The organism is Pseudodesulfovibrio tunisiensis, from assembly GCF_022809775.1.
Classification (GTDB): Bacteria; Desulfobacterota; Desulfovibrionia; order Desulfovibrionales; family Desulfovibrionaceae; genus Pseudodesulfovibrio; species Pseudodesulfovibrio tunisiensis.
In genome coordinates this window covers 2910745-2934874 of record NZ_CP094380.1, presented here as the reverse complement: position 1 = coordinate 2934874, position 24130 = coordinate 2910745, and the positions used below count along the sequence as shown (strand labels likewise).

The following is a 24130-nucleotide window of genomic DNA, read 5'->3' as shown; positions in this document are numbered from 1 at the left end:
GCGGGTGATCAAATCATGAAAAAAAAAGCGCCCGGGCCTGTGCCCGGACGCTTTTTTCATCCAATATGGTTGCAACCGCTACTTGACGGAAGAACGCGTTTCAACGGCCTTGCGCACATAGGGTTCCAAAATGCCCGCCGCAACTTCATTGCCGAACGGCGACCAGTGATTGTCGCAGACAAAGAATATGTCGTAGGCATCAATGCCGCGATCAGCCATTTCCTTGAGCAGGTCGACATACACGAAGCCCTTGGACTCCGCCAGCAACCTGATGTTTTCGGAAAGAGGCGGTTCGGTCCCGTCGTACCGCAGGAAATCGGGGTGCACGGGAATGGTGAACACGATCACGGGGCGGTCGCCCGCGTCCTCGACAATCCGCTCCAGCGAATAGCGCATCAATCCCCATTCCCTTGGAGTAAAATCATAATATCTTGACCTGTCCGCCTTGGGCGACTCGTTGAACTCGGCTTCCCAGCGCGGAACAAGCGTGAAGTTCCGCACCCGGAACGAACCGAGATACCGCATCACGCGGTAGAAGCTGCTCCATTCCCGCAAGGTGAAATCGAAACTCTTCAACCACGGAGTCCGGCGTTTGCGATCAGGCAGACTCTCCGCACCGTAAACCAGATCATAATCCGGGTACGTGCCCACCAGATAGGGACGATAGGCATCGGAATTGATGCGCTGCGCGTATTCGTAGCTGTTGTCCGTGAAATCGTTGTGGGGAAGAATGCCGAGCATGACGACATCATGGTCGAACCGGGCAACAAAATGCTCGTACTGCTGCCATTCCTGAATCGTGCCGAATCCGCCGGAAGTGCCGAAATTGAGCACTTCCCTGCCAAGAGCGACCTCCAGCCTGTCGGAAAGGCGATCCGGCAACTCGTTGCCCCAGCCTTCGATGAAGGAATCCCCAAGCAAGGCAACTCTGGGAGCACCACTCTTCAGGGTCCGGCTTCTATCGCGCATGCCGTGCTCGTTGGCATCATACTCGACCACGAAACACGACTTGTTGTGCAGGTAATGGGAGTCCGGCTCATGCCAGACACCGAAATGCTCATCCAGAATCACCCAGAACTTGCTGCCCGCATTGACGAAACTGTACGTCGGCAGCGGGATGTTCGGGTTGACATACTTGATGTAGAGCCACGATCCCAGTTCCAGCAGAAATGCCAGTATCAGAATGAACACGAGCGCCTGTTTCAGCACGCCGAACAGTTTTCTCATTTGACTTCCTAGTCCAGCTCGAATTCGTCGCGCCAGTTTGCGGTTTCATCCCAGTCCGGCTGCTCTTCCTTGAGAAACAGGAAATCGCCAAGCACCAGACAGTCCATTTCCGTACGCATGAAGCAGGTGTAGGCGTCCTCGGGCGTGCACACGATGGGTTCGCCGCGCACGTTGAAACTGGTGTTCACCACGAGTCCGCAGCCGTGATTGCGGCGAAACGCGTCGATCAGCGACCAGTAGCGGGGATTGGTGCGGGACGAGACGCTCTGAATGCGTGCGGAATAGTCCACATGCGTGATGGCCGGAATGTCCGAACGCAGGACGTACAGCCTGTCGTACATGGACATGGAATCATAGTTTTCGGGCAGCGGATTCTGCCGCTTCTCCGCTACGGGCGCGACCACCAGCATGTAGGGGGACGGCCTGTCCAGATCGAAATAGTCGGGAATCTCCTCCTCAAGGACCGAAGGAGCGAACGGACGGAACCCTTCGCGGTACTTGATCTTCAGGTTGAGCTTCTTCTGCATCTCCGGGTGGCGGGGATCGCCGAGAATGCTCCGGTTGCCCAAGGCGCGAGGACCGTATTCCATGCGCCCCTGAAACCAGCCCACGGCCTTGCCGTCCGCCAGATGGTCCGCGACCCGGGCGCAGAGTTCGTCAAAATCGTCGAACCGGGTGGACACGGCATTGAACCGCCGCACGGCGCGCTGAATGGAAACCGGACCGAACTCGGGACCGAGATACGCGCCCTGCATGGCGTCATGCGGTTCCACGGTGCGCGGCTGTCCCATCCAGATGTGATGCGCAGCGCAGGCAGCACCCAGCGCCCCCCGGCATCGCCGGCAGCAGGCTGAATCCACACGTCGTCGAAGACCTTGCGCCGGATCAGTTTGCCGTTGGCAACGCAGTTCAGGGCCACGCCCCCGGCCATGACCAGATTGCGGCATCCGGTCAGATCCCGGGCTGCCTCGGCCAGCTTGAAAACGATCTCCTCGGTGACCTGCTGAATGGCCAGAGCCAGATCCATGTAGGGCTGGTCAATGTCGCTCTCCGGCTTTCGGGCCGGAATGCCGAACAGGGACTCCCACCTGTCGTTGCAGCACATGGTCAGGCCCGTGGCATAATTGAAGTAGTCCATGTTGAGCAGCATGGACCCGTCTTCGCGCACGTCGATCAATTCGTCGTAAATGGCCTTTTTCCACTGCTCCACCTTACCGTTGCTCTCGGAACCGTACGGAGCAAGGCCCATGAGCTTGTATTCCCCGGAATTGACCTTGAACCCGCAGAACGCGGTGAACGCGGAATAGAGCAGGCCGAGGGAATGGGGAAAGTGCAGCTCCCGAAGCACGGTGATGTCCTTGCCGCTCCCCTTGCAGATGGTGGTGGTGGCCCATTCGCCCACACCATCCACGGTCAGGATGGCTGCCTCCTCGAACGGAGACGGATAGAACGCGCTTGCAGCATGGGAAAGATGATGCTCCGGAAACAGCAGCTTCGGCTTGCCCGAACCGAGTTTGGCCAGCTCGTCGCCGAGCATTTTCCGCATGAACAGCTTTTCCTTGATCCAGACCGGCATGGCCGAAAGAAAGCTGGTCAGTCCCTTGGGCGCAAACCCGTTGTAGGTCTCGAGCAGCCGTTCGAACTTGAGGTACGGCTTGTCGTAGAACGCGACCGCCTTCAGGTCGCCCAGTTCAAGCCCGGCTTCCCTGAGCACGAAACGGGCGGCACGAGCCGGAAAGGCGCTGTCATGCTTTTTGCGCGTGAAGCGCTCTTCCTGAGCCGCGGCCACGACCTTGCCGTCACGCAGCAGAACGGCTGCGGAATCGTGATAATATGCGGAAATTCCGAGAATGGCGTCAGACAAACCCCGTCTCCTAGAACACGGTGTAGATGAAGGGAGCGATGGCCGAACCGCTCGTCAGCACGATGAGCGCGCCGAAAAACAGCAGAACAAGGATGATCGGCAGCAGCCAGAACTTCTTGCGTTCACGCAGGAAGCCCCAAAGGTCTTTCAGAAAATCCACGAAAAACTCCTAGAAGGGTTGTTCTATTTCCTTGGCGGTATACGCATGATCGCGGGTCACGAACGCGGAACCGGCCTTTTTCCAGCCGCGGAGTTGCATGGGATCGTGTCCCAGCACGCGACGCAACAGAGCCAGAGGCGTGACCAGCCCGAAAAAAATGACGGAAAGCACGACCTTGGACATTACCGAGCCGAGAATGCGGGAAAAGGCAAACCAGAGTTTTGCCGCAGGCCGGAACAGCATGGGAGCGGTCATGGCCACGACAAGAAGAACCGTAGCGGCAACAAACCACATCTGCCCGTGCGTTGCGAAACCGACCAGAAGACAGATGAGAGTACAGGCCATCCCGGTGTCCACGGCTTCACGGCGACGCGAATCCTGTTTCACATCGTTCATAACACCTTCCTGATAATTGAAGTCACGGAAGCAAGTCGTGCCACAAGGGCCCTTGCAAGTCAATTTCATATGAAAACTGGAAGGATAAAAAAAAGGGGCCGGACGGATTCACCGCCCGGCCCCTGCTGGTTTCACGTTCAACTAGAAGCGTTCGAAATCGTCGTCGCTGTCGGCCATGTCCAGAGAGACGCCTGCCCCGCCCGAGGGCTTGGGGGAGGACTTGGGCAGCGGCTTGCCCGGAGCAGGTCTGCCGCCGGCAATGGCCTTGGGCTTTTTCGTGACCCGGACATTGGTCCTGCCGTAATCGTGCCCGCCCTGATTCCCGAGATGGAAGAAGGAGATGGAATCCTGAAGATGCGTGGCCTGACCAGCCAGTTCCTCGGCCGTGGCCGACATTTCCTCGGCTGCGGAAGCGATCTGCTGGATGACCTCGTCAAGCTGGGCAATGGCCTTGTTGATCTGCTCGGCTCCGGCGCTCTGTTCGCTGGTGGCCGCGGTGATTTCCTGAATCAGCTCGGCGGTGCGCTGAATGTCCGGCACCATCTTGCCGAGCATCTCGCCAGCGGATTCCGCCACATCCACGCTGGATGCGGACAGTTCGCTGATCTCGGCCGCGGCGTGGCCGCTGCGTTCGGCCAGCTTGCGCACCTCGGCGGCAACCACGGCAAAGCCCTTGCCGTGCTCACCGGCCCGGGCAGCCTCGATGGCCGCGTTCAGAGCGAGCAGGTTGGTCTGCCGCGCGATTTCCTCGACAATGGATATCTTGTCCGCAATCTGGCGCATGGCCTGCACGGTCTGGGCAACGGCCTGACCGCCCTTTTCCGCATCCTCGGCCGAACGCCGTGCGATCCTTTCGGTTTCAACGGCGTTGTCCGCATTCTGGCTGATGTTGGCGGCCATCTCCTCCACGCTGGAAGAGACTTCCTCGACATTGGCGGCCTGCTCCGTCGCGCCCTGGGACAGGGTTTCGGACGTGGCGGACAGTTCCTGACTGCCCGAGGCCACCTGTTCCACGGACTGGCGCACATCCGAAACCACGGTGCGCAGCTTGCCGCCCATGTTCTTCAGATCTGCGGCAAGCTGGCCCACCTCGTCCTTCTGGTCGATATCCAGAGAAGCAGCGAGGTTGCCGTTCGCGATCTCGCGAGTGAAGCCCACGCCGGAACGGATGGGCTGCACAATGGACCGGGCCAGAAAGTAGACAATGAGCACGAGAAGCAGGATGGAGCCGACGCTCATGATCATGGACAGATATGTGGCCTCGGTGGCAGCGGCCAGCACCTTGTCCTTGGGCAGGGCAACGCCCAGACACCAGTTGTTGCCGGTCTTGCCGATGGGGAACGGCGCGTAGACCATGATATAGGTCGTGCCGTTCTTGGCGAAATCCCCGCTGAAAACCTTGTTGCTGCGCATGCCGTCCGTGACCTCGGCAGCCATGGACGAGGGCAGCACATCCCGGATGTTCCTGTTCACGAGTTCGGCCACGGGGTGCGCCACGATCATGCCGGTATGGGAGATCAGAAAACCGTACCCGGTTTCATAGGGACGGATGGCACGGGTCAGGTCCGCAACCTGATCCATGTTCAAATCCAGACCGGCCGCACCGACAATGCCGGACTTGCCGCGCACCGGCACACTGGCCGTGACCAGAGTCATCTTGCGTCCGCCGATGTCGTACACCACCGGGTCGGACAGGAACTCCTTCCCCTGCCTGACAGGAATCTGGTACCAGTCGCTGCCCGGGGACGGGCCGTCCATGTTCGAACAGGTGATGATTTCCTTGTCTCCGGCCACCCAGAGCGGGGCATAGCGGCCCGTGGCGTCGCTGCCCGGCGTATTGACCATTTCCGCGTCGCGGCCGTCCCAGGCGTTGGGCTCGAAAGCGGCCCACACGTCGCTGAAATTCGAATTGCCCTCCATCACGGCCTTGATCATGTCGTTGGCCAGCAGCCGATCCGGCTCTTCCGCATGTTTCTTCTGGCCGCCCAAGGTCTGAGCCAGAGTACGGGAAATATCCATGGCCCCGCCGATCTGCACGCGGATGGCCTGCCCGTAGCGCATGGCCATCTGCCGCCCCATGCGCACGGCCCCGTCCTCAGCCACGTCACCGAACCGGGAAACCAGCACCAGCAGGGTCACGCCCATGACCAGAAGCACCACGAGGCACACCGGTATCATGATCTTGTTTCTCAGGCTCATATCCTTGTACAGTCTCATCCTGTTCCTCCGATTTGGAAAGATTTCGCCCAATCCCGCAAAACACGACACCCAATTTCGCACGTCCTACCCAAAACCGGAATGGCATTATAAACTGGGAACCATTTCCAACAATGCACAATTTCAAGAAAAACTCATGCTGTTTTTTTGCAGTCAAAAAAAGGCCCCGGAAATCCGGGGCCTTGTGTCGCGACAGTATAATCAGGTTATTTTTTGTGGAAATCCCGCTGATCAGAACTTTTCGAACTCGTCGTCGCTCATGTCCAGAGACACGCCGATATCCCGCGTCGGGCGGACGACCGGTTCAAGAGCGGCCTTCCTTGCGGGAAGCGCATGGCTGCGACGCATCCTCGGCCTGTCCTCCAGATGGAAGAAGGAAATGGAACTCTGCAAGTGCGAAGCCTGCCCTGCCAGTTCCTCGGACGTGGCCGACATTTCCTCTGCTGCGGACGCGATCTGCTGAATGACCTGATCAAGCTGGGCAATGGCCGTGTTGATCTGATCGGCTCCGGAATTCTGCTCGGAGGTGGCTGCGGATATTTCCTGAATGAGTTCCGCGGTGCGCTGGATGTCCGGCACCATGGTGTTGAGCATGTCGCCTGCGGACTCGGCCACCTTGACGCTGGATGCGGACAGGTCGCTGATCTCGGCCGCAGCCTGACCGCTGCGTTCGGCCAGCTTGCGCACCTCGGCGGCAACCACGGCAAAGCCCTTGCCGTGCTCTCCGGCCCGGGCCGCCTCGATGGCCGCATTCAAAGCGAGCAGGTTGGTCTGCCGCGCGATTTCCTCGATGATGGATATCTTGTCCGCGATCTCGCGCATGGCCTGCACGGTCTGGGTCACGGCCTGACCGCCCTTTTCCGCATTGTCAGCGGAGCGGCGCGCGATCTTCTCGGTTTCCACGGCATGCATGGCATTCTGGCTGATGTTGGAAGCCATCTCCTCCACGCTGGAGGAGACCTCCTCGACATTGGCGGCCTGCACATTCGCGCCCTCGGACAGGGTTTCCGCCGTGGCGGACAGCTCCTGACTGCCTGCAGCGACCTGTTCCACGGACTGACGCACCTCGCCGACAACCTCGCGCAATCGACCGCCCATGCCGTTCAGGTGCGAGGCAAGCTGGCCGACTTCGTCCTTCTGGTCGATGTCCAGCGACGCGGACAGGTTCCCTGCGGCCACCTCGCTCGTGAATCCCACGCTGGCAGTGATGGGCTTGACGATCGACCGTGCCAGAAAAAAGACCAGCGCGGCAAGAAGCAGGACTGCACCCACGCTCATGACCACGGAAAGCCAGGTCGCGGCCTTCACGGCCTTGAGAATCGCGGCCTTGGGAATGGCCACGCCAAGACACCAGTTTGCCCCGGTCTTGCCAATGGAGAACGGCGCGTACACCACGAAGAATTCATTCCCGTTCCGGGTCAATTCCGCAGTGAATTCCCTGCCCCCCTGCAGAGCGGTCATGATTCCGGACGCAATCTGCGGCGGCATCACGTCGCGCACGTTCCGGTTCACGAAATCCGCCACGGGATGGGCAACAACCTTGCCCGAGGTGGAAATGAGAATGCCGTACCCGATTTCATAGGGACGAATGGAACGGGTCAGTCCGGCAAGGGCCTCCAGATCCATGTCCACGCCGACGGTTCCCACCACGCCCGAACGGGAACGCACGGGAACACTGGCCGTGGCCAGCATCATCTTCTTGCCCTTGATGTCGTATTCCACGGGATCGGACACGAACTCCCTGCCCAGTTGCATCGGCATCCGGTACCAGTCGGCCGCAAGATTGGAACAGGGCAGGATGCTGCTCTCACCGCGCACCCAAAGCGGAGCATAGCGCCCCGATGCCTGACTGCCGGGAGCTCCCATGAATTCGCTGTCCCGTCCATCGAACATGTTCGGTTCGAACGCGGCCAGCACATCGGAAAGTTGCGGATTGCCGTCCAGCGCAGCCTTGATGATGCCGTTCGCCAGGGCTCGGTCCGGGGTCTCGGATTCGCGCAGCATTCCTTCCAAAGTCGTTCCCAGAGTCCGGGAAATGGTCATGGCCCCGTCCAGTTCGCCCTTCACGGTCTGGCCGTAGCGGACAGCCATTTCCTGTCCCATTTGCAACGCTCGGTCCGTGGCCAGATTGCTGAACCGGGACACCAGAATGGATATGGTTATTCCCATGACCAGAAGTACGACACCGCAGATGGGGATCAGTATCTTGTTCCTCAGACTCATGTTCGCATACACTTTCATCTTCGCCCTCTCGATATACTGCACACGTAACCGTTTAATAAAGATTTCGATTAGTTATCAGAGTACAACAAAAAACAAAACCCCATTTTTCCCTACGGATTCCGGTCGGGTTTGGGCACAAGAAAAGGCCCCGCCGGGCGGGGCCTCTGATCTGTCATGGGCAGGATGCGATGGAAACGGACTACTTGTCCGCGTACCAGCCGCTGGATTTGGTAAGCAGATCCTGAACGCGGCCCACAAGGGCATGGGGATCGGACAGGTACCCTTCCAGCAGCAGGGCTGATTCGAAGAGCTGGCGTGCGGCCTGCTCCACAAAGGCATCATTCTCGTCGCGCTCGAAAATGCGCAGCATGTTCCGGATCAGTGCGTGATCCGGGTTGATCTCCAGCACCTTCTGCGGAATGGAGGCATCCTTGTGCACGGTGCGCATGATCTTGTCCATGGAGCTGGTCACGTGACCATCCGGATTGGACAGGCACACCGGGCTGTCGGACAGACGGCCCGACACCTTGACCTCGGTCACGCTCTCGCCGAGCAGTTCCCTGATCCGGGCCAGCATGCGATCCAGAGAGGAACGCTGGTCCTCGGACAGGGCCTCGGGCTTTTCCTTTTCCGGCTCAAGGGTTTCAAAGGCTTCGAGATTGGCCGGGTCCGCATGTTCGGCAGCAACAAGGCGCAGTTCCCTGTAGTCGCCAAGGGCGTCCATGACGAACTCGTCGATGGGTTCGTACAGGTAGAGGACTTCCACGCCCTTCCTGCGGAACATTTCCAGATGCGGATTCAGGGCCAGAGCCTGACGGCTCGGGCCATAGGCGTAATAGATTTCCTTCTGCCCCTCGCGAACGCGGCCAACATAGTCGGCCAGCGAGCAGAGGCCCTTGTCATCCTCGTGCGTGGAGGAATTGAACCGGACCAGCTCCGCGAACTTGTCCTTGTTCAGAAAATCCACGTATCCGGCCTTGAACACGTTGCCGTGTTCGCGCCAGAATTCGGCGTAGCGCTCCGCATCGTCACCAGCCATCTTCTGAAGGTGGGACAGAATCTGCTTGACCAGCGTGGAGCTGATCTTGCGCATGAGCACATTGTCCTGCAACGTCTCGCGGGAAATGTTCAGGGGCAGGTCCTCGGTATCCACAACGCCCTTCACGAAACTGAGATACTCGGGAACCAGATGCTTGTTCTGCCTCTCGATGAGCACGCGGCGGACGTAGAGATCCAACCCCCAGTTGTCCCGGTTCATCAGGAAATTCTCCGTGGACCGGGACGGGATGAACATGAGCGCATTGAACTGCACGGGCGCGTCCACCGAGATGTGCATGGTCTCCAGCGGGTCCTCGGTGTCAAAGGTCAGGAACTTGTAGAATTCGGCGTACTGCTCGGCCTTGATCTGGAACTTGGGCTCGCGCCACAGGGCGGAAACCGTGTTCACGCGCTCGTCGCCGACATGAATCGGGAAATTGATGAAGTTGGAATGACGCTTGATCACGGATTTGAGGTGTGCCTCGTTGGTGAACTGGGAAGCGAGGTCCTCCTTGAGCATGACCTTGATGCTGGTGCCGCGCGGCGTATCCTCCGGAGCCTGCTCCAGCTTGTAGTTGGTCCTGCCGTCCGAGGTCCAGACCATGGGCACCGCGTCTTCCTGCCAGGAGCGGGTGGTCAGTTCCACCTCGTCCGCCACCATGTAGACGGAATAGAAGCCCACGCCGAAACGGCCGATCAGGGAATCCAGGGACTCCTGGCCTTCCTGGGCCAGGCGGGTCAGTTCGGCGGTGCCGGAATGGGCAATGGTGCCGATGTTGTTCATGAGTTCGTCGCGGGTCATGCCCACGCCCGTGTCCGTGATGGTCAGGGTTTTGGCTTCGGGATCGACGCTGATGCGAATCTCCAGAGGGATCGAATCGTCGCCGTTGTCCGCGCTGTTGGTGTGGAACCGGTACTTCTCCAATGCGTCCGAAGCATTGGAGACCAGCTCGCGCAGAAAGATTTCCTTGTTCGTGTACAGGGAGTGAACCAGAATCTCCAGAAGCTGGCTCACTTCGGCCTTGAATTTATGCGTGGTCTTTTTGCTCATGCTCGCAAAACCTCCGAAAGATCGAAATATCTGCACCCCCGGAACAGAAAGCTGTTCCGGCGGATGCGTGATTCAGGGAATGGCGGAACCCGAAGTCGGGGAGGAAAGGAAGCAATCCCGACCGGTTCCGATCAGACTTCTAGCTAGTTACGGATTTGATCTTGTCAAGGAGGTACTTTTCCATATCGCGGCGATCCTTGCGCAGCCGGACCATTTCCGCTTCCATGATCTGCATTTTTTCCCGCAGTTCCGCGTTTTCGACCTTGAGCGTCTCCACCTCGCGCACCTGATCCGCGATGCGCCCGGCAGCCTGCTCCAATCCCTGACGCATGTCCGCGACATCGACATTTTCCCCATCGGCCGGAGCAATGGCGGACCGGATGCCTTCGCCCACGGCTCTGGCGATCTCCAGACCGATGGCTGCGGCCATGTTCATGGCGGGTTCCATGCCTGCGGCGGCAACGGGCGAGGTCTGCGCCTGTGCAGCCGGAACCGCATCGGCCTGAAGCGGATATTCCCGGCCGAGCGCGTCCATCACGTCCCGTGCGGTGTATCCTTCCTTGAGCATCCGGGAAATGGCCGCAAAGATTTCCACGGCCTCGGGCCGAAACCGCTTCTGACGGCCCCGCCCCACGCTGGGCAGATGCTGGGCGAATCGATTTTTCCAGTAATGCACCGTGGATTCCGGCAAATCCAGTTCCCGGGCAATCTCGGCTACCGAAAGCACCTTTTTGCCGCTCATGACCTTCTCCCCTGTTTGCGGTATTTGTTGTTCTTCATTGGAGTACAAAAAACCGCAACGCCCTTCAAGATAAAAATACGCCTCATCCTATTTGCCTTTCATCCGTTTCCGCACGATCTCCAATCACGCCCGCTCTTCGCCCCCACTTGCGGTCTTCCCGGTTCAACGTCATGCAAACCGTTGCAGTCATGTGCCATCATCATTGACAGTCCCCCGCACATCGCCCACACTGCGGCAATTCGGATTGTCCGGAAAACGAACCAGTCAATATCCCGGAAGGTGATTCAACATAATGAAACGCATTCTGCACTCCAAAGTCCTCTACCTGCTCGTTCGCTGCGCCCTTGGCCTGACCTTTCTCTATGCAGGAATCCTCAAGATTTTCGACCCCATGGGATTTGCCGTGGCCATCGATGGTTACGGACTGGTTCCCTGGTCCGCTGCCCGTTTTCTCGGCCATGCCCTGCCCGTGCTGGAAATCGCGTCCGGGCTCGGCCTGATGCTGGACGTGCGCGGCTCCCTGGCCCTGATTCTTTTTCAGGTCGTCGTGTTCATGGCGGTTCTGGGATGGGGCATCCACATCGGACTGGATGCGGACTGCGGCTGCTTCGGCCCGGAAACCCCGAAAGACAGCGGCCAGTCCGCCCTGTGGGAATCCCTGTACCGCGACCTGCTCATGTTCGCGGGCTGTCTGCTCCTGTACTGGCAGCGACGCGCTGCCGGATTCCGTCCCTTTCCCGCAAAGCGCTGAGCCGGTCCCTGCGCACGGACAAGCCATCGGGACACCCTTTCCTCTCCCCGCCACTTGCCCAGTCTCAAGGAAATGAACGGCCGGGAACCGGGCACGGTTCCGGTCAGGGCCAGCTCCGAAAAGCCAGCCGGACGCATCACGTTGAAAAACGAATTTTACGCGCGTTTAGTTTGGTAAAAGAAATTTTATTGACATATTTTTTCTCTTTCTGATAACAACAATGGAAAGTTTTATCCAAAAGCAAAAGAATGCCATGAACAAGACCAAGCTCGATGCACAGGACAAGCGGCTGCTGGGCGTACTGACCCGGGACGGGCATCTTTCCGCCGGAAAGATCGCCGAGGAGCTGAATGTGACGGCCCCGACCATCAGGACGCGCATGCGGAACCTGATCAAGGCCGGGGTGCTGAAGATAACGGGCATGGTCAATCCCACGCACACCCGGGGCCTGACCGTGGCTCTGGTCGGCATCACGGTGCAGAATCACGAACTGCTGGACGCCAAGCTGAACGAGATCGCGGCACTGGACCGGGTGAACTGGTGCGCCGTGGTCACGGGCAGGTACGACATTCTGGTGGAGATCGTCTGTTCCGAGGACATCGGCGACCTGTACGACTTTCTGAACAAGGACATCTCCCGGATCGGCGGCATCCTGTCGAGCGAATCCTTTGTCGTCATGAAATCCAGGCGGAAATGGCTCTACCTTCCCGAGGCAGTCGCCTCGGCCTTCGGCAGAGCTGAAAAATAACCTATCACACACTTACCGATAAGGAGCAACAGGTTATGATCATTGGCATCCCAAAAGAAATCAAGACACTGGAAAACCGAATTTCCATGACGCCCGGCGCAGTTGAAGCGCTTGTCCGACAGGGCAACACGGTGCTCGTGGAAACCGGCGCGGGCCTCGGCTCGGGACTGACCGACGAGGAATACACCGCAGCCGGCGCACAGCTTGTCTCCGCCGAAAAGGCATGGGGCGCGGAAATGGTCATCAAGGTCAAGGAACCTCTTCCGTCCGAATTCAAGTACCTGCGCGAAGACCTGATCCTGTTCACCTATCTGCATCTGGCCGCGGCCGAGCCCCTGACCCACGCCCTGCTGGAGTCCGGATGTACGGGCATCGCCTACGAGACCGTGCAGCTTCCGGACCGCTCCCTGCCCCTGCTCATGCCCATGAGCGAGGTCGCGGGCCGCATGGCCACGCAGGTCGGCGCACACTATCTGGAAAAGACCCAGGGTGGACGCGGCGTGCTGCTGGGCGGCGTTCCCGGCGTTCCCCCGGCGTTCGTGCTGGTCATCGGCGGCGGCATCGTGGGCACCAACGCGGCGCGCATCGCCGTGGGCATGGGCGCACGCTGCATGATCATGGACGTGTCCCACAAGCGGCTCCAGTATCTGGACGACGTGTTTCAGGGCCGCCTGATCACCATGGCCTCCACCGAACCGAACATCCGCGCCGCAGTGCAGCGGGCCGACCTGATCGTGGGGTCCGTGCTCGTGCCCGGGGCCAAGGCTCCCAAGCTCGTGACCCGCGACATGATCTCCACCATGAAGGAAGGCTCCGTGGTGGTGGACGTGGCCGTGGATCAGGGCGGCTGCGTGGAGACCATCAAGGCCACCACGCACGACAATCCCACCTACGTGGTGGACGGCGTGGTGCATTACGGCGTGGCCAACATGCCCGGCGCGGTTCCCCGCACCTCGACCTTTGCGCTGGTCAACCAGACCCTGCCCTATGCCATGCGCATTGCGGCCAAGGGCATGGACGCGCTCCGGGAGGACCCGAGCCTCGCACTGGGCCTGAACACCTACAAGGGCCGCATCACCTATCCCGCAGTGGGCGAAGCCTTCGGCATGGACTTCCAGACTCCGGGACAGGCTCTGGGGCTGGAATAGTCCGGCCAACGTCGCCCGTCTGTTGAAAAAGGCTCGGGTGCACGCCGGAAAGCAGCGTTCGACTGCCGATCCTTTTCCAACAGCCCGGCGCAACCGTCTCATTTCAAACCGGGGCGGAATGGACAACCGTTCCGCCCCGGTTCGTTTGCACCGTTTTTTTCCGGCTCGGTCTTTTTTCCGCCAACACCTTGTCATTCGTGACCCCAATGCTTATCCTTCACCTATGCAAAGGAAATTCGATCCGGAACTTCTCTACGTGGAATGCAGCAAGTGCGGCCAGCCCGTGTTGTGGAAGCGCGGCCTGACCACGAAGATTCTCGAACTGGCCGGTCTGGACCTGGACACGCTTGACGAACGGTGCGTGATCATGTCCGAAGGCTGCCCTGCCTGCTGTCCGGGCACCACATCCTTCAATACCCAGGTGGTGCGTCTGACACAGGAGCCAGAGGATTCCAGGCCCAGACTGCCGCGGTCGGCCTGCAACTAGATCGACCGTTCCCTCCCGCTTTCCTTCCTTCCCTTTCCGAGCCAACCCCGGCCGCGCCCGTTTCGTAGTGGCCGGTTCTCCAGCGCGGACACTTCGGTAGTGCCCGGCAACCGTTCGTCCTTCCGTCAAGTGTCTTTGTCCCCCCTTTCCACGCCCTGCCCCGCCCGATTTCGGCCCATGCCGAAACCCGGGCCTATGCTCATGAAAAACCGCAGGAGGCAGCATGAGCATAGCCACGCCAGCCCTGACCAATTTCACGGCCGGGGAACTCAGCCCCAGACTGGAAGGCAGGGTCGATCTTTCCAAATACTTCAATGGTTGCCGACGGCTGGAGAACTTCCATGTCCATCCGCACGGCGGCGCAACACGACGATCCGGTTTCCGATTCGTGGCCGAGGCCATGAATCCGGAGCGTCCGTCCCTGCTCATCCCGTTCGAATTCAACGCGGACCAGACCTACATTCTGGAGTTCGGGGAGAATGCGGAAGGCAAGGGGCGCATGCGCGTATTCACGGACCGGGGACTGGTGCTCCGGGACGGCCAGCCATATGAACGGGACATTCCCTATTGTTCCGGCGAATTCGACAGGCTCGGGTTTGCCCAGTCCGCAGACACCCTGGTTCTGGTCCATCCCCATCATCCACCGCGCACGCTGGTTCGCCACGACCACAACGACTGGTCTCTGGAGGACATGGCCTTCACGGGCAAACCCGAATGCTGGACCGGAGAGAACCAGCCCTCGGCCGTCTGCTTTCATGAGCAGCGACTGGTACTGGCCGCCACCCCGGACAGGCCCGGCACCATCTGGTTCTCCCGCACCGGCGACATCCGCGACTTCCGGCTCAAGACCCGGGAAGTTCCGCTTTCGGGCTGGCGCGACAAGGAAATACGGGATGCGAACAACGATGGTGCCCGGGACGGCAGACAGAACGACAACTTCACCCTGTACAACGGCGAGGGATTCGAACGGCGCGACGCGCTCAAGGGCCAGAACCCGGATGGCGAAACCCGCTACTACCGCTACAAGGGCGAAGTGAATCTGGTGGCCGAAGGCGCGGACATCGTGGTCACGTTCAAGGATGCGCCCGGCAAGAACCAGATCGAATCCGTCCATCTGGCGGACGACACCCTGAACACCGACTTCTGGGAGAGCTTTGCCGTGGGTGACCGCACGGACGCGGTACCGGGCGACGATCCTCTGGACGACGACGCCATCGAGGTCACGCTGTGCGGCAGACAGGCCAACGCCATCGAGTTTCTGGTGCCCAAGTCCAAACTCTGGATCGGCACGGCGGGCGGGGAATGGACCGTTGGCAGCGGCACGGGCGGCGTGATCACGCCCCGGGACGTGAAGGCCAGCCGCGAAGGCACCAGCGGCGCAGCTCAGGCCCGACCCGAGGCCGTGGGCTACGCCACCCTGTTCATCCAGCGCGCAGGCCGCAAGATACGGGAGATGACCTACCGTTTCGAGGCGGATTCCTATGTTTCCAAGGACCTGACCGTGCTGGCCGAACACGTCACGGAATCCGGCGTGGTCTGCATGGCCTATGCCCGGGAGCCGGACTCGGTGCTCTATTGCGTGCGCAGCGACGGCACGCTGGCCGCGCTCACCTACATGCCGGATCAGGAAGTGGCAGCATGGTCGCGCATCATCACCCGCGGACACGTGGATTACGCGGCCTGCATCTACAGCCGGGAGACACGACGCGACGAACTCTGGATCGTGGTCCGGCGCAAGCTGGGCACCAGGACGGTCCGGTGCGTGGAAGTGCTGGAAGACGTGTTTCACGGAGACGTGACGCACGGCTTTTTCGTGGACTCCGGCCTGTCCTATTCCGGGCCCCCGACCACGACAATCGCCGGCTTGAATCATCTGGCCGGGGAAATCGTGCACGTGCTCGCGGACGGAGCAACGCATCCGCCCGTGACCGTGTCCGCCGAGGGGACCGTCACCCTGACGCGTGCAGCCCGGGTGATTCATGCGGGTCTGCCCTATGTCTCCCTGCTCCAGCCCATGCGGCTCGAAGCCGGGTCCATGCGCGGCACGGCCCAGACCAAACGCAAGCGCATCATCAAGGTATCCCTTCGTTTTCACGACACATTGGGCGGTCGGGCCGGTCCCTCTCCGCATCGGCTGGAGCCCGTGCACTTCCGGTCCTCGGCCGATCCCATGGGCATGTCGCCCGGAGCCTGGAGCGGAGACAAGTCCGTGGCCTTTCCGCAGGGATGGAACCGGGACGGTCTGCTCACCGTGGTTCAGGACCAGCCCCTGCCCATGACCGTGCTGATGATCGTGCCGGCACTCGTGATCAACGAATGAACCAAATGCAAACCACAAGGAGGTGCCTCATGGGAGGCGATGCCGTGACCATGCTGAACGGGGCCAGAAGCGTTCTGGACTCGGTGCAGACCGTGATGAACACCGTGAACCGCGACAACGGGAATCAGGAAGGGCGCAAACTCGCCGAGGAGCGGGCCGCACTGTACGAACTGGACGCACGTGAACAGGCCGGGGCGGCCCGGGACGAAGCGGAAAAACGCGCTCACAGATTGCGCGAGGAACGCGAACGTCGCAGAAGCGCGGCCCATGCGCACTGGGGCGGGTCCGGCACGGGCATGAGCGGCTCGGCCCTGCTCCTGAACCAGTCCGGGGGACTGCGCGACAGGCAGGACGAGGACGACCTGCTGGCCGAAGCGGAACGCGATTCCGCAGCCATGCTGACCAGAGGGCAGGCAAAGGCCGATGCCGTGCGCATCCGGGCCGGGGCAACGCCCCGCTCCTCCCTGCTCGTGACCGGGCCGAAACTCTACGGACCAAGGAGCTGACCATGACCGTATCCTCGACTCTCTCCAGAACCAGCTACAGGGGCAACGGGTCCACCACGGGCTTTGCCGTTCCCTTCACGTTCGTGCGCGACGAGGACATCCGGGTCGTGCTGCGCGATGCCACGGGCCGGGAAATCCCTCTTGAACAGGGATCGGACTACGCCCTGAGCGGCGCGGGCGACCACAACGGCGGAATCTGCACCCTGACCCGCACGCCCGCCCCCGGGGAAATTCTGGTTCTCCGCCGCGAGCCCAACATGGTGCAGGAGGTGGACTACATCGAGAACGATCCCTTCCCCGCGGAAACGCACGAAGCTGCCCTCGACAAGCTGACCATGATCTGTCAGGCCCTGTCCGAACGACTGGACCGCACCGTGACATTCAAGGTGTCCTCGGCCGTGGCCGGGGTCAGTTTTCCGGACCCGGAACCGGGCCGCGCCCTTGCGTGGAACGAGTCCGGCGACAATTTCCGCAACGGTCCGGACTCCCGGGACATCCGGGAAGCGCACACCCATGCGTCAGCCGCGCTCTCCGCCTCCCGGGCAGCGGAAGACAACCGCATCGCCACGGAACAGGATCGCATCCGGGCCGAAAAGGCCGCGGCCGGGCTGAACCTGCCCCCGCTGGACACGGGGTCGGCCCGAAAATGGCTTCGGGTCACGGAAGACGCGGAAGGATATGAACTGCGCACCGTCCCACAGGTGATCGAGGAACTGGGCATGCATGTCCGTGCCCCGGAATGCGAGACCATGTGGATCGGAGCGGGCGCGTTTACCCCTTCCTGCTCGCGCGAATCCGAACCCGAAGTCGAAACCGTGGAAATCGGCAATCTGGCCCATGACCGACTGGTCTATCAGGACGGCGCTCACAGGTGTGCATTCGCCACCTTTGCCATGCCCGCCAACTGGGATGGGCAGGACATCGCCTGCCGTGTGCATTATTCCCATGAGAACCTGCCCGATGACGGAATTGCCGTATTGCAGGTGGATTCGCATGCGGGAATCGGGGGCGAAAGAACGGACGCGGTCAGCGTCGGCCTGCCCAGAACAAACACCCCTTCCGCCAAGCTGCTGCCCCGGCCTCTGGCCATGCCCGCCCAGCAGCTCGTGACGCTGGCCCTGATGCGTCCGACATCGGCGGACAGCGACACGTTCCCGGGCAAGCTGCACATATACGGTCTGGAAATCCAGTATCGAAAGGGTGTTGTGCCCGAGCCATGGCAGGAGTGACATCATGTTTCACCTTCATCCCAATATTCGGCGCGCTCCCGCGTTTCAGCACGCGCCCATCGGCGACGGTTCGGACGGAATCGCCGCCATTCTGGAAAACACGCAGTTCCCTCTGGACGAAAACGGGCTCGTGGTCCGGCAGTTCCAGACCCTGACCGTGGCCGAAAACGTTCAGGTCACGACAGCCGAACCGGCCAAGGCGCTGGTTCTGCTCGTTCGCAAGGACTGCGAAATCAACGGCGAAATCACCATGACCGCCAAGGGGTATTCCTCCATCCCGGAGGATTGTCAGGGCAAGGGAATGTGGCTGTCGAAAAAAACGCCCGTTCCCTGCCTCGGTCTCGAAAACGTGCTTGCCCAGTGGCAGATGCTCGGATTTCCCGAGGAGCATTACCTGCTGGGCGGAGCGCCGGGCGGCAACGGTGCGCACGTCTGCCTCTACGACAAACAGACTCCACCCATTGTCGGCGAAAGCCTGCCCCATTCTCCGGGGGGCGGCGGGGGTGGCGCCAGACATACCGGCAATGGCGGCGACGGCGGAACAGCAACCCTTTTCGGCGGCGGTGGCGGTGGTGGCGGCGCCGGCTACCGGATGAGGGAACAATGCGTTTCGCACGGAAACCACGCAAACGGGACCAGAGGAGGACACGGTTCGAAAACGACCAGTTCGCAGGGCAGCGGCGGCGCTGGCAATCCCCCGGGCGGACGAGGCGACTGGGGCACGACGTCATACGGCCAGTTCGGTGTGGGCGGCAACATCTGGATCGTTGCCGGAGGCAGCATCCGCATCGGTCCGAACGCCAGAATCTCGGCCAACGGCATGAATGGTGGGCATTCCTCCAACGGCCCGGGCGGCGGCTCCGGAGGTGGGACCATCCATGTGCTGGCACGCAAGGCGTTCGAGAACAACGGAACCCTGCAAGCCTCGGGCGGGCTGGCCGGAAGAAGATATGACGGGGCCGCACCTGCCGCAAACGGCGGCGCAGGTTACATCTGCGCACAATGCATCTGAGGAGGAGATCATGATCATTCTGCACAACCGGCAGGACCGGGCTTCCCGGGAGTTTCTGCTGACCATGCCCGAAGCCGGGCACGAAATCATCGAATGGTACACCGAGCCGACCAAGGTGGCGACATACATGGCCGAACATCCCGGGCTTTCGCCCAGCGCGTTCCCCTCGGTCGTGCTTCCGGTTCCGGCGTACCGCGAACCGGAACGGACCATACGCCACTCCGAATCCCCGGACGACATCGAGAGCATCCCGGCCCGGGACGTGCCTGCGCACTGCGAGCTGCTGCGCTGCCCGACGGACTGGGCCGAGGTGGAGGCGCGGGTGAAGGCAGAGGAAGAGCGGGCGGCAAGCTAGCTCATCCCATGCAAGGCCCCGACAACGGGGCCTTTTTTTCTGTCCCGGCTTAACACTGGAGACAGAAAGGCGTATATGGAATGGCACGATTTCACTTCATTCAATCCACAGACAAGAGGAACACCGCATGTGGAAGAACTATCCTGTTGTCATTCATGGCGATTCCCAGACAAATTACAGCGCGTTCCTGCCTGATTTTCCCGGTCTGACGATACAGGCGGACACCATCGGGGAAATCCTCGACGACGTGCAGGAAGCCGTCGAGGTATACCTTGATGAAGGCGAAGAACTGCCGCCTCCCTCCGACATCGACCAAGTGATGCAAACGCATCCCTATGCCAAGGGCGGCATCATCGTCATGGGCACGGTTTCCGGAGCCTTCCGCGACAAATTGGAACGCAAGACCATCTCGGCCCGCACCAGCGAATGGGCAAGCATCGACGCAGCAGCAAAGACCGCGAAATCCACCCGCTCCGCATTTCTGGTCCGGACAGCACTGGAACGCGCCAGGGAATTGGGCATTCCAGCCTGACGACCGGACCGATCCGGGGCCATGGCCTCCTGAACCTCCGAAAAAAAATCAGCTCCCACGCATGTTCCGTGCGCGGGAGCTGATCTTCTGGCAGCCAGACAGCAACAGAAACTATTTTGCCGCAGCCTTGAGCTGGCCGCAGGCGGCCTTGATGTCCGAGCCCATGGAGCGACGGATGAAGGCCGTGAGATTGTGGGACCAGAGACGTTTTTCAAAGGCCTCGACCTGAGCGCGGTCCGGGGCTTCGTAGGGCATGCCCTCGGTGGCGTTGTATGCGATCAGGTTGATCTTGCCGCGCTTGCGATCCACGAGCCGGGCCAACTGGTCCGCATGCTCCAGAGAGTCGTTCACGCCCTTGAGCAGCAGATATTCGAAGGTGATGCGTTCCCGGGGCCGCATGGGATAGGCGCGAAGCGCGGCCATGAGGTCGTCCAGATGCACCTTTGCGGCCTTGGGCATGATCCGGGCGCGCAGCTCCTGATTGGGCGCATGCAGGGAAATGGCAGGCAGAGCCAGTTCCGAATCCCCCAGAATCTTCAGCTTGTCCGGAAAGCCCACGGTGGAAACCATGGACCGCCGCCACGAAATGTTCAGCCCCCGGGTGTCGGGCAGCGCATGCAGCACCTTGAGCAGATTGTCCAGATTCAGCAACGGCTCGCCCATGCCCATGAACACGAGGTTCTTGAGCGGATTCAGGCCGTGGTCCTCCAGATACTGACGGCCCACGAGCACCTGCCCCAGCATTTCGCCGAAGGTCATGTTGCGCTCGAACCCGAGCTGGCCCGTGTTGCAGAAGGTGCAGGCCATGGCGCACCCCACCTGCGTGGACAGGCACTGGGAATAGCGGTCCTGCATGGGGATGAGCACGGTCTCCACCAGCCGGTTGTCGGCAAGGCCGAGCAGCAGCTTGACCGTGCCGTCCTTCGAGGTCTGTGCATCCACAATGGAGGGCCAGCGCACTTCGGCAATGGCCGCAAGCCGCTCGCGCAGAGGTTTCGACAGGTTGGTCATGGCTTCCACGCTGCGGACGCGCTTCTGCCAGAGCCACTGCCATATCTGCTCGGCACGGAACCGGGACTCCTTCAGGTCTTCGAGAACAAAGGCCTCAAGGTCGTTGTAGGGAAATTCAAGCAAATTGATCATCGCGATTGCGACTGTAAGGCATCGGCCGGGCAAGTCAACCAGAACCGCATGCCCCGGGGCATGCACCGTGCAGGAAAACACGCTTTGGCCAGCCCGGCCGAAAGGTCATTGCAGCCGCCCGAGCCGGGCCGAAAGCCAGGATGTCGGGGTCAGGGATTCGGGCACGCCCTCGCGCGCATCCACGCCCCGGGCCTCGGCCAGCCGTTCCTGATACGAGGTCCAGCACGCCTGCGCAAGGGACGTGGACCCGGACAGGGGGTAGGCCAGTGCTGCGGCCAACCGCGCGGACAGGGTTTCATCCAGCAGCGCATCATATTTCCTCGGATCGGTCTCCCTTCGCACATGGGCAATGAACAGGGGCGCGTCCTCGTTGCACAGAATCACCCCACCCTGAATCTCCCACTGGCGCACGGCCTCGCCGTCCCGATCCACCATGCGCACGATGCGCAGAAAATCCGAGGGCAGATTGTAGCGGAACTCCCATTTCCAGAGCGGCGCAGCGGCCGAGGCCGCCAGTTCGGCCTGCCCCATGGCACAATTCCACGGATGGGCACGAAGCACGGCGTCGCGCACTCCGGGCCAGCGATGATTGCACAACCGGGCCGCCTTGGACCCGTCCTCCAGAGACATGATGGAATCCTCGCCCAAATCAAGCAAAGCGTTGTTGCAAATCTGAATCACGCTTGTCGCCATACCCCACCTCTTTCGTTCACGGTTTTGCGGTTCCGGTACGGTCAGCGTATCACGCCCATTCCCTCCCGGCTCGAATCACCCATCAAGCGGGCGTTTCCGGCTTCAAACGGACGCTTGACACGATATGCGGGACATGATTTTCAAAAACACGGACGGTCTGTACAGCGACCGCCGGGGGGAGAATCATGCGGACAAGCCTTCTTGACATCAGCGACGCGGTTTCCGGCGCACTCGACCTGCTCAGCACCACGGTTTCCGGGCATCACCGGCGCGTGGGCGCCCTTGCCGCGGCCATGGGCAACGCCATGCAACTGGGCAGGGAGGACGTGACCGACCTCATGGTCGCGGGCCTGCTCCACGACGTGGGGGCCTTCACTCTGGACACGGATCTGGCCGCCCTGTACTTCGACATCAATCTCACGGATCACGCCCGGATCGGGCACATGCTGCTGTCCGGGCATCCGATTCTGGCCCGGCCTGCGGAAATCGTGCTGTACCATCACACGCCCTGGCCCAGACTTGCCAAGGCGTTTCCGGACCAGTGCGACGGCCCGCCCTTTCTGGGCAACCTGCTCAGTCTGGCCGACCGGGTGGATGTGCTCTACCAGCGCGACGAGTCCGGGAATTCGCAAAGCGACCGCATCCGCGCCATCATTTCCGGCCATCGCAGGGACCTGTTCGCGCTTCCGGCCGTGGAGGCATTTCTGGACATGTCCGCCTCCCCGGATTTCTGGGCACCGTTCAACCGACCGCCGTCCGAGACTCTGGACATGATTCGCGCCACGGTGTCGGACCGCGAAATCCCGGACAGCCAGCTTCTGGAATTTTCCTCGATCTTCTCCCATGTCATCGATTTCCGAAGCCGCCACACCGCCACGCACTCGCGCGGCGTGGCCGAATGCGCCGGCTGCCTCGCCAGACTCGCGGGCATGTCCGCCCGGGAACAGGATCGCATCCGGCTGGCGGGCAACCTGCACGACATCGGCAAGCTGACCGTGCCCCTGCGCCTGCTGGACAAGCCCGGCGCACTGGAACCCGACGAATACGAGACCGTGAAACGCCATGTCTCGGTCAGCATGGACGTGCTGTCCGAGATACCCGGATTCGATGATGTGGCGGCATGGGCCGGACAGCATCACGAACGGCTGGACGGCCGGGGCTACCCGCTCGGCCTGTCCGGGGACCAGCTTTCCCTCGGCAGCCGGATCATGGCCGTGGCCGACGTATTCACCGCCATCACCGAGGACCGCCCCTACCGCCCGGGCATGGATCGGGACGCGGCTCTTGGCGTGCTCTGCGCCATGGCGCGCGACAATCAGCTCGACGCAAGAATCGTGGGGCTGCTCAAGCTGAATTACGACATCATCGATCAGACCCGCAGCCAAACCCAGCAGGAAGCCCTGCGCCGTTTCCACCACTTCGACGCACAGCTCTGATCCGAACCGAGCAAAAGGAATCCTGCCTTTCCTTTCAGGCCCCCGTCTTGAGAATTCGAAGAGGCCGGATACATGCCCTGTCGGGACATGCATCCGGCCTCTTCGAATTCTCAAGACAAAATGGGGATTCAAGGGGCCATGCTCCCTGGCGGGTCCGGGCAGAGCCCGGCCCCCCGGGAGGGGCGCCGAAGGCCTCTACAAATCTTCCGCCCTGCTTCTTGCCTGTTCCAGTTCCTCCGGGGTGTTCACGTTGATGAACGAAACGAATTCCGGATCGCCGGATTGCAGAAGCTGCACGGGCACTTCGCGCACCGACACGTGCGGGAAGAAATTGATGATCTTGTAGTCACCGCGTTCGAGCTGATCCTGAATGAACGGCAGACAGCGGCGGGAATAGACAGCACAGAGCGGCTCGCGGTAGCCGTCGGTCTTGAGCGGCACGACCACGTCGTCTTCGGGCCGCACCTGTTCCAGCAGCCGGGAGACAAGCCCGGGTTGCAGAAACGGGGCGTCGCACGCCGCAAAAAAGCCGTGCGTGGCGGTCATGCGTGCCAGCCCGGCATGAATGCCTGTCAGGGAACTGCGCGCCGCGAACGCGTCCAGCGCCACGGGTAGCCCATAGTCCGCAAAGGGTTCGGCCTCGCGCGCGGAGATCACGATCTCCGGGAACAGGGGCCGATACACATCGAGTAGCCTGTCGAGAATGCGCCTGCCGCGAATTTCCAGAAACGCCTTGCGCACGTTGCCCATGCGCGAGCCCAACCCGCCCGCGAGAATGATGCCTGCCATCTGCATGGCGGAAACCTAGCCCAAGCACGAGAGAAAGGGAAGAACCGGCGCGCCGGGACGTGC

At 61.2% G+C, this 24130-nt stretch carries 23 protein-coding genes; 11 read left to right on the top strand and 12 right to left on the bottom strand.

The features are described 5' to 3' along the window. Window positions 1-78: 78 nt before the first annotated feature. The 9 genes from MPN23_RS14055 to MPN23_RS14015 all read right to left on the bottom strand — a co-directional run bounded on the left by MPN23_RS14055 (window position 79) and on the right by MPN23_RS14015 (window position 10918). Window positions 79-1227, bottom strand: coding sequence for an SGNH/GDSL hydrolase family protein (locus MPN23_RS14055; protein ID WP_243544829.1), 1149 nt, complete (start codon window positions 1225-1227; stop codon window positions 79-81). 8 nt (window positions 1228-1235) lie between these two features. Then, complete coding sequence (locus tag MPN23_RS14050; protein ID WP_243544828.1) at window positions 1236-1817, bottom strand: carbamoyltransferase C-terminal domain-containing protein; 582 nt, start codon at window positions 1815-1817, stop codon at window positions 1236-1238. Then, window positions 1733-3091, bottom strand: a complete 1359-nt coding sequence (locus MPN23_RS14045; RefSeq protein WP_243544819.1) for a carbamoyltransferase family protein — start codon at window positions 3089-3091, stop codon at window positions 1733-1735. The genes MPN23_RS14050 and MPN23_RS14045 overlap by 85 nt, the downstream gene beginning before the upstream one ends. Before the next feature lie 10 nt (window positions 3092-3101). Further along, window positions 3102-3251 carry a DUF5989 family protein gene (locus tag MPN23_RS14040; RefSeq protein WP_243544818.1) on the bottom strand — a complete coding sequence of 50 codons (150 nt, stop codon included), beginning with the start codon at window positions 3249-3251 and terminating at the stop codon, window positions 3102-3104. A 9-nt stretch (window positions 3252-3260) separates the two neighbouring features. Further along, window positions 3261-3647: an SxtJ family membrane protein gene (locus MPN23_RS14035; protein WP_243544811.1), complete on the bottom strand. Its 387-nt coding sequence runs from the start codon at window positions 3645-3647 to the stop codon at window positions 3261-3263. 141 nt (window positions 3648-3788) lie between these two features. Next, entirely contained in the window at window positions 3789-5864 is a 2076-nt protein-coding gene (locus tag MPN23_RS14030; RefSeq protein ID WP_243544810.1) for a methyl-accepting chemotaxis protein, read from the bottom strand. Window positions 5865-6095: 231 nt separating this feature from the next. Further along, window positions 6096-8105, bottom strand: a complete 2010-nt coding sequence (locus MPN23_RS14025; protein ID WP_243544809.1) for a methyl-accepting chemotaxis protein — start codon at window positions 8103-8105, stop codon at window positions 6096-6098. A gap of 181 nt (window positions 8106-8286) precedes the next feature. Beyond that, window positions 8287-10176: a molecular chaperone HtpG gene (gene htpG / locus MPN23_RS14020; RefSeq protein WP_243544808.1), complete on the bottom strand. Its 1890-nt coding sequence runs from the start codon at window positions 10174-10176 to the stop codon at window positions 8287-8289. Window positions 10177-10315: 139 nt separating this feature from the next. Next, on the bottom strand, window positions 10316-10918 hold the full coding sequence (locus MPN23_RS14015; protein ID WP_243544807.1) for a MerR family transcriptional regulator: 603 nt from the start codon (window positions 10916-10918) through the stop codon (window positions 10316-10318). A 292-nt stretch (window positions 10919-11210) separates the two neighbouring features. On the opposite strand from MPN23_RS14015, the gene MPN23_RS14010 reads away from it, so the two are divergent. The 10 genes from MPN23_RS14010 to MPN23_RS13965 all read left to right on the top strand — a co-directional run bounded on the left by MPN23_RS14010 (window position 11211) and on the right by MPN23_RS13965 (window position 20006). Further along, a complete protein-coding gene (locus MPN23_RS14010; RefSeq protein WP_243544806.1) occupies window positions 11211-11669 on the top strand; it encodes a MauE/DoxX family redox-associated membrane protein in 459 nt (152 codons plus the stop codon). 253 nt (window positions 11670-11922) lie between these two features. Next, window positions 11923-12417, top strand: a complete 495-nt coding sequence (locus MPN23_RS14005; protein WP_243544805.1) for an Lrp/AsnC family transcriptional regulator — start codon at window positions 11923-11925, stop codon at window positions 12415-12417. 35 nt (window positions 12418-12452) lie between these two features. Next, a complete protein-coding gene (ald, locus tag MPN23_RS14000) occupies window positions 12453-13565 on the top strand; it encodes an alanine dehydrogenase (RefSeq protein ID WP_243544804.1) in 1113 nt (370 codons plus the stop codon). Between the two features lie 256 nt (window positions 13566-13821). After that, the gene (locus MPN23_RS13995) at window positions 13822-14052 is read left to right on the top strand and encodes a hypothetical protein (protein ID WP_243544803.1); all 231 of its coding nucleotides are present in this window, start codon (window positions 13822-13824) and stop codon (window positions 14050-14052) included. Between the two features lie 223 nt (window positions 14053-14275). Continuing rightward, window positions 14276-16372 (top strand): phage tail protein, encoded by a 2097-nt coding sequence (locus MPN23_RS13990; protein WP_243544802.1) that lies wholly within the window; start codon window positions 14276-14278, stop codon window positions 16370-16372. A 29-nt stretch (window positions 16373-16401) separates the two neighbouring features. Next, entirely contained in the window at window positions 16402-16878 is a 477-nt protein-coding gene (locus MPN23_RS13985) for a hypothetical protein (protein WP_243544801.1), read from the top strand. A 2-nt stretch (window positions 16879-16880) separates the two neighbouring features. Beyond that, the gene (locus MPN23_RS13980; protein ID WP_243544800.1) at window positions 16881-18107 is read left to right on the top strand and encodes a hypothetical protein; all 1227 of its coding nucleotides are present in this window, start codon (window positions 16881-16883) and stop codon (window positions 18105-18107) included. A 4-nt stretch (window positions 18108-18111) separates the two neighbouring features. Then, window positions 18112-19119, top strand: a complete 1008-nt coding sequence (locus MPN23_RS13975) for a hypothetical protein (protein ID WP_243544799.1) — start codon at window positions 18112-18114, stop codon at window positions 19117-19119. Between the two features lie 10 nt (window positions 19120-19129). Further along, window positions 19130-19474, top strand: coding sequence for a hypothetical protein (locus MPN23_RS13970; protein WP_243544798.1), 345 nt, complete (start codon window positions 19130-19132; stop codon window positions 19472-19474). 127 nt (window positions 19475-19601) lie between these two features. Beyond that, window positions 19602-20006 (top strand): type II toxin-antitoxin system HicB family antitoxin, encoded by a 405-nt coding sequence (locus tag MPN23_RS13965; protein WP_243544797.1) that lies wholly within the window; start codon window positions 19602-19604, stop codon window positions 20004-20006. Window positions 20007-20117: 111 nt separating this feature from the next. Here MPN23_RS13965 and rlmN read toward each other — a convergent pair whose 3' ends face one another. Together rlmN and MPN23_RS13955 are read right to left on the bottom strand one after the other, a co-directional pair. After that, a complete protein-coding gene (gene rlmN, locus MPN23_RS13960; protein ID WP_243544796.1) occupies window positions 20118-21149 on the bottom strand; it encodes a dual-specificity RNA methyltransferase RlmN in 1032 nt (343 codons plus the stop codon). Between the two features lie 105 nt (window positions 21150-21254). Then, on the bottom strand, window positions 21255-21842 hold the full coding sequence (locus MPN23_RS13955) for a phage connector family protein (RefSeq protein WP_243544795.1): 588 nt from the start codon (window positions 21840-21842) through the stop codon (window positions 21255-21257). Window positions 21843-22027: 185 nt separating this feature from the next. Here MPN23_RS13955 and MPN23_RS13950 point away from each other — a divergent pair, with 185 nt between their 5' ends. Continuing rightward, window positions 22028-23278: an HD-GYP domain-containing protein gene (locus MPN23_RS13950; protein WP_243544794.1), complete on the top strand. Its 1251-nt coding sequence runs from the start codon at window positions 22028-22030 to the stop codon at window positions 23276-23278. A 195-nt stretch (window positions 23279-23473) separates the two neighbouring features. On the opposite strand, the gene mobA is transcribed toward MPN23_RS13950, so the two are convergent. Continuing rightward, window positions 23474-24073, bottom strand: coding sequence for a molybdenum cofactor guanylyltransferase (mobA, locus tag MPN23_RS13945; protein WP_243544793.1), 600 nt, complete (start codon window positions 24071-24073; stop codon window positions 23474-23476). Between the last annotated feature and the right edge of the window lie 57 nt (window positions 24074-24130).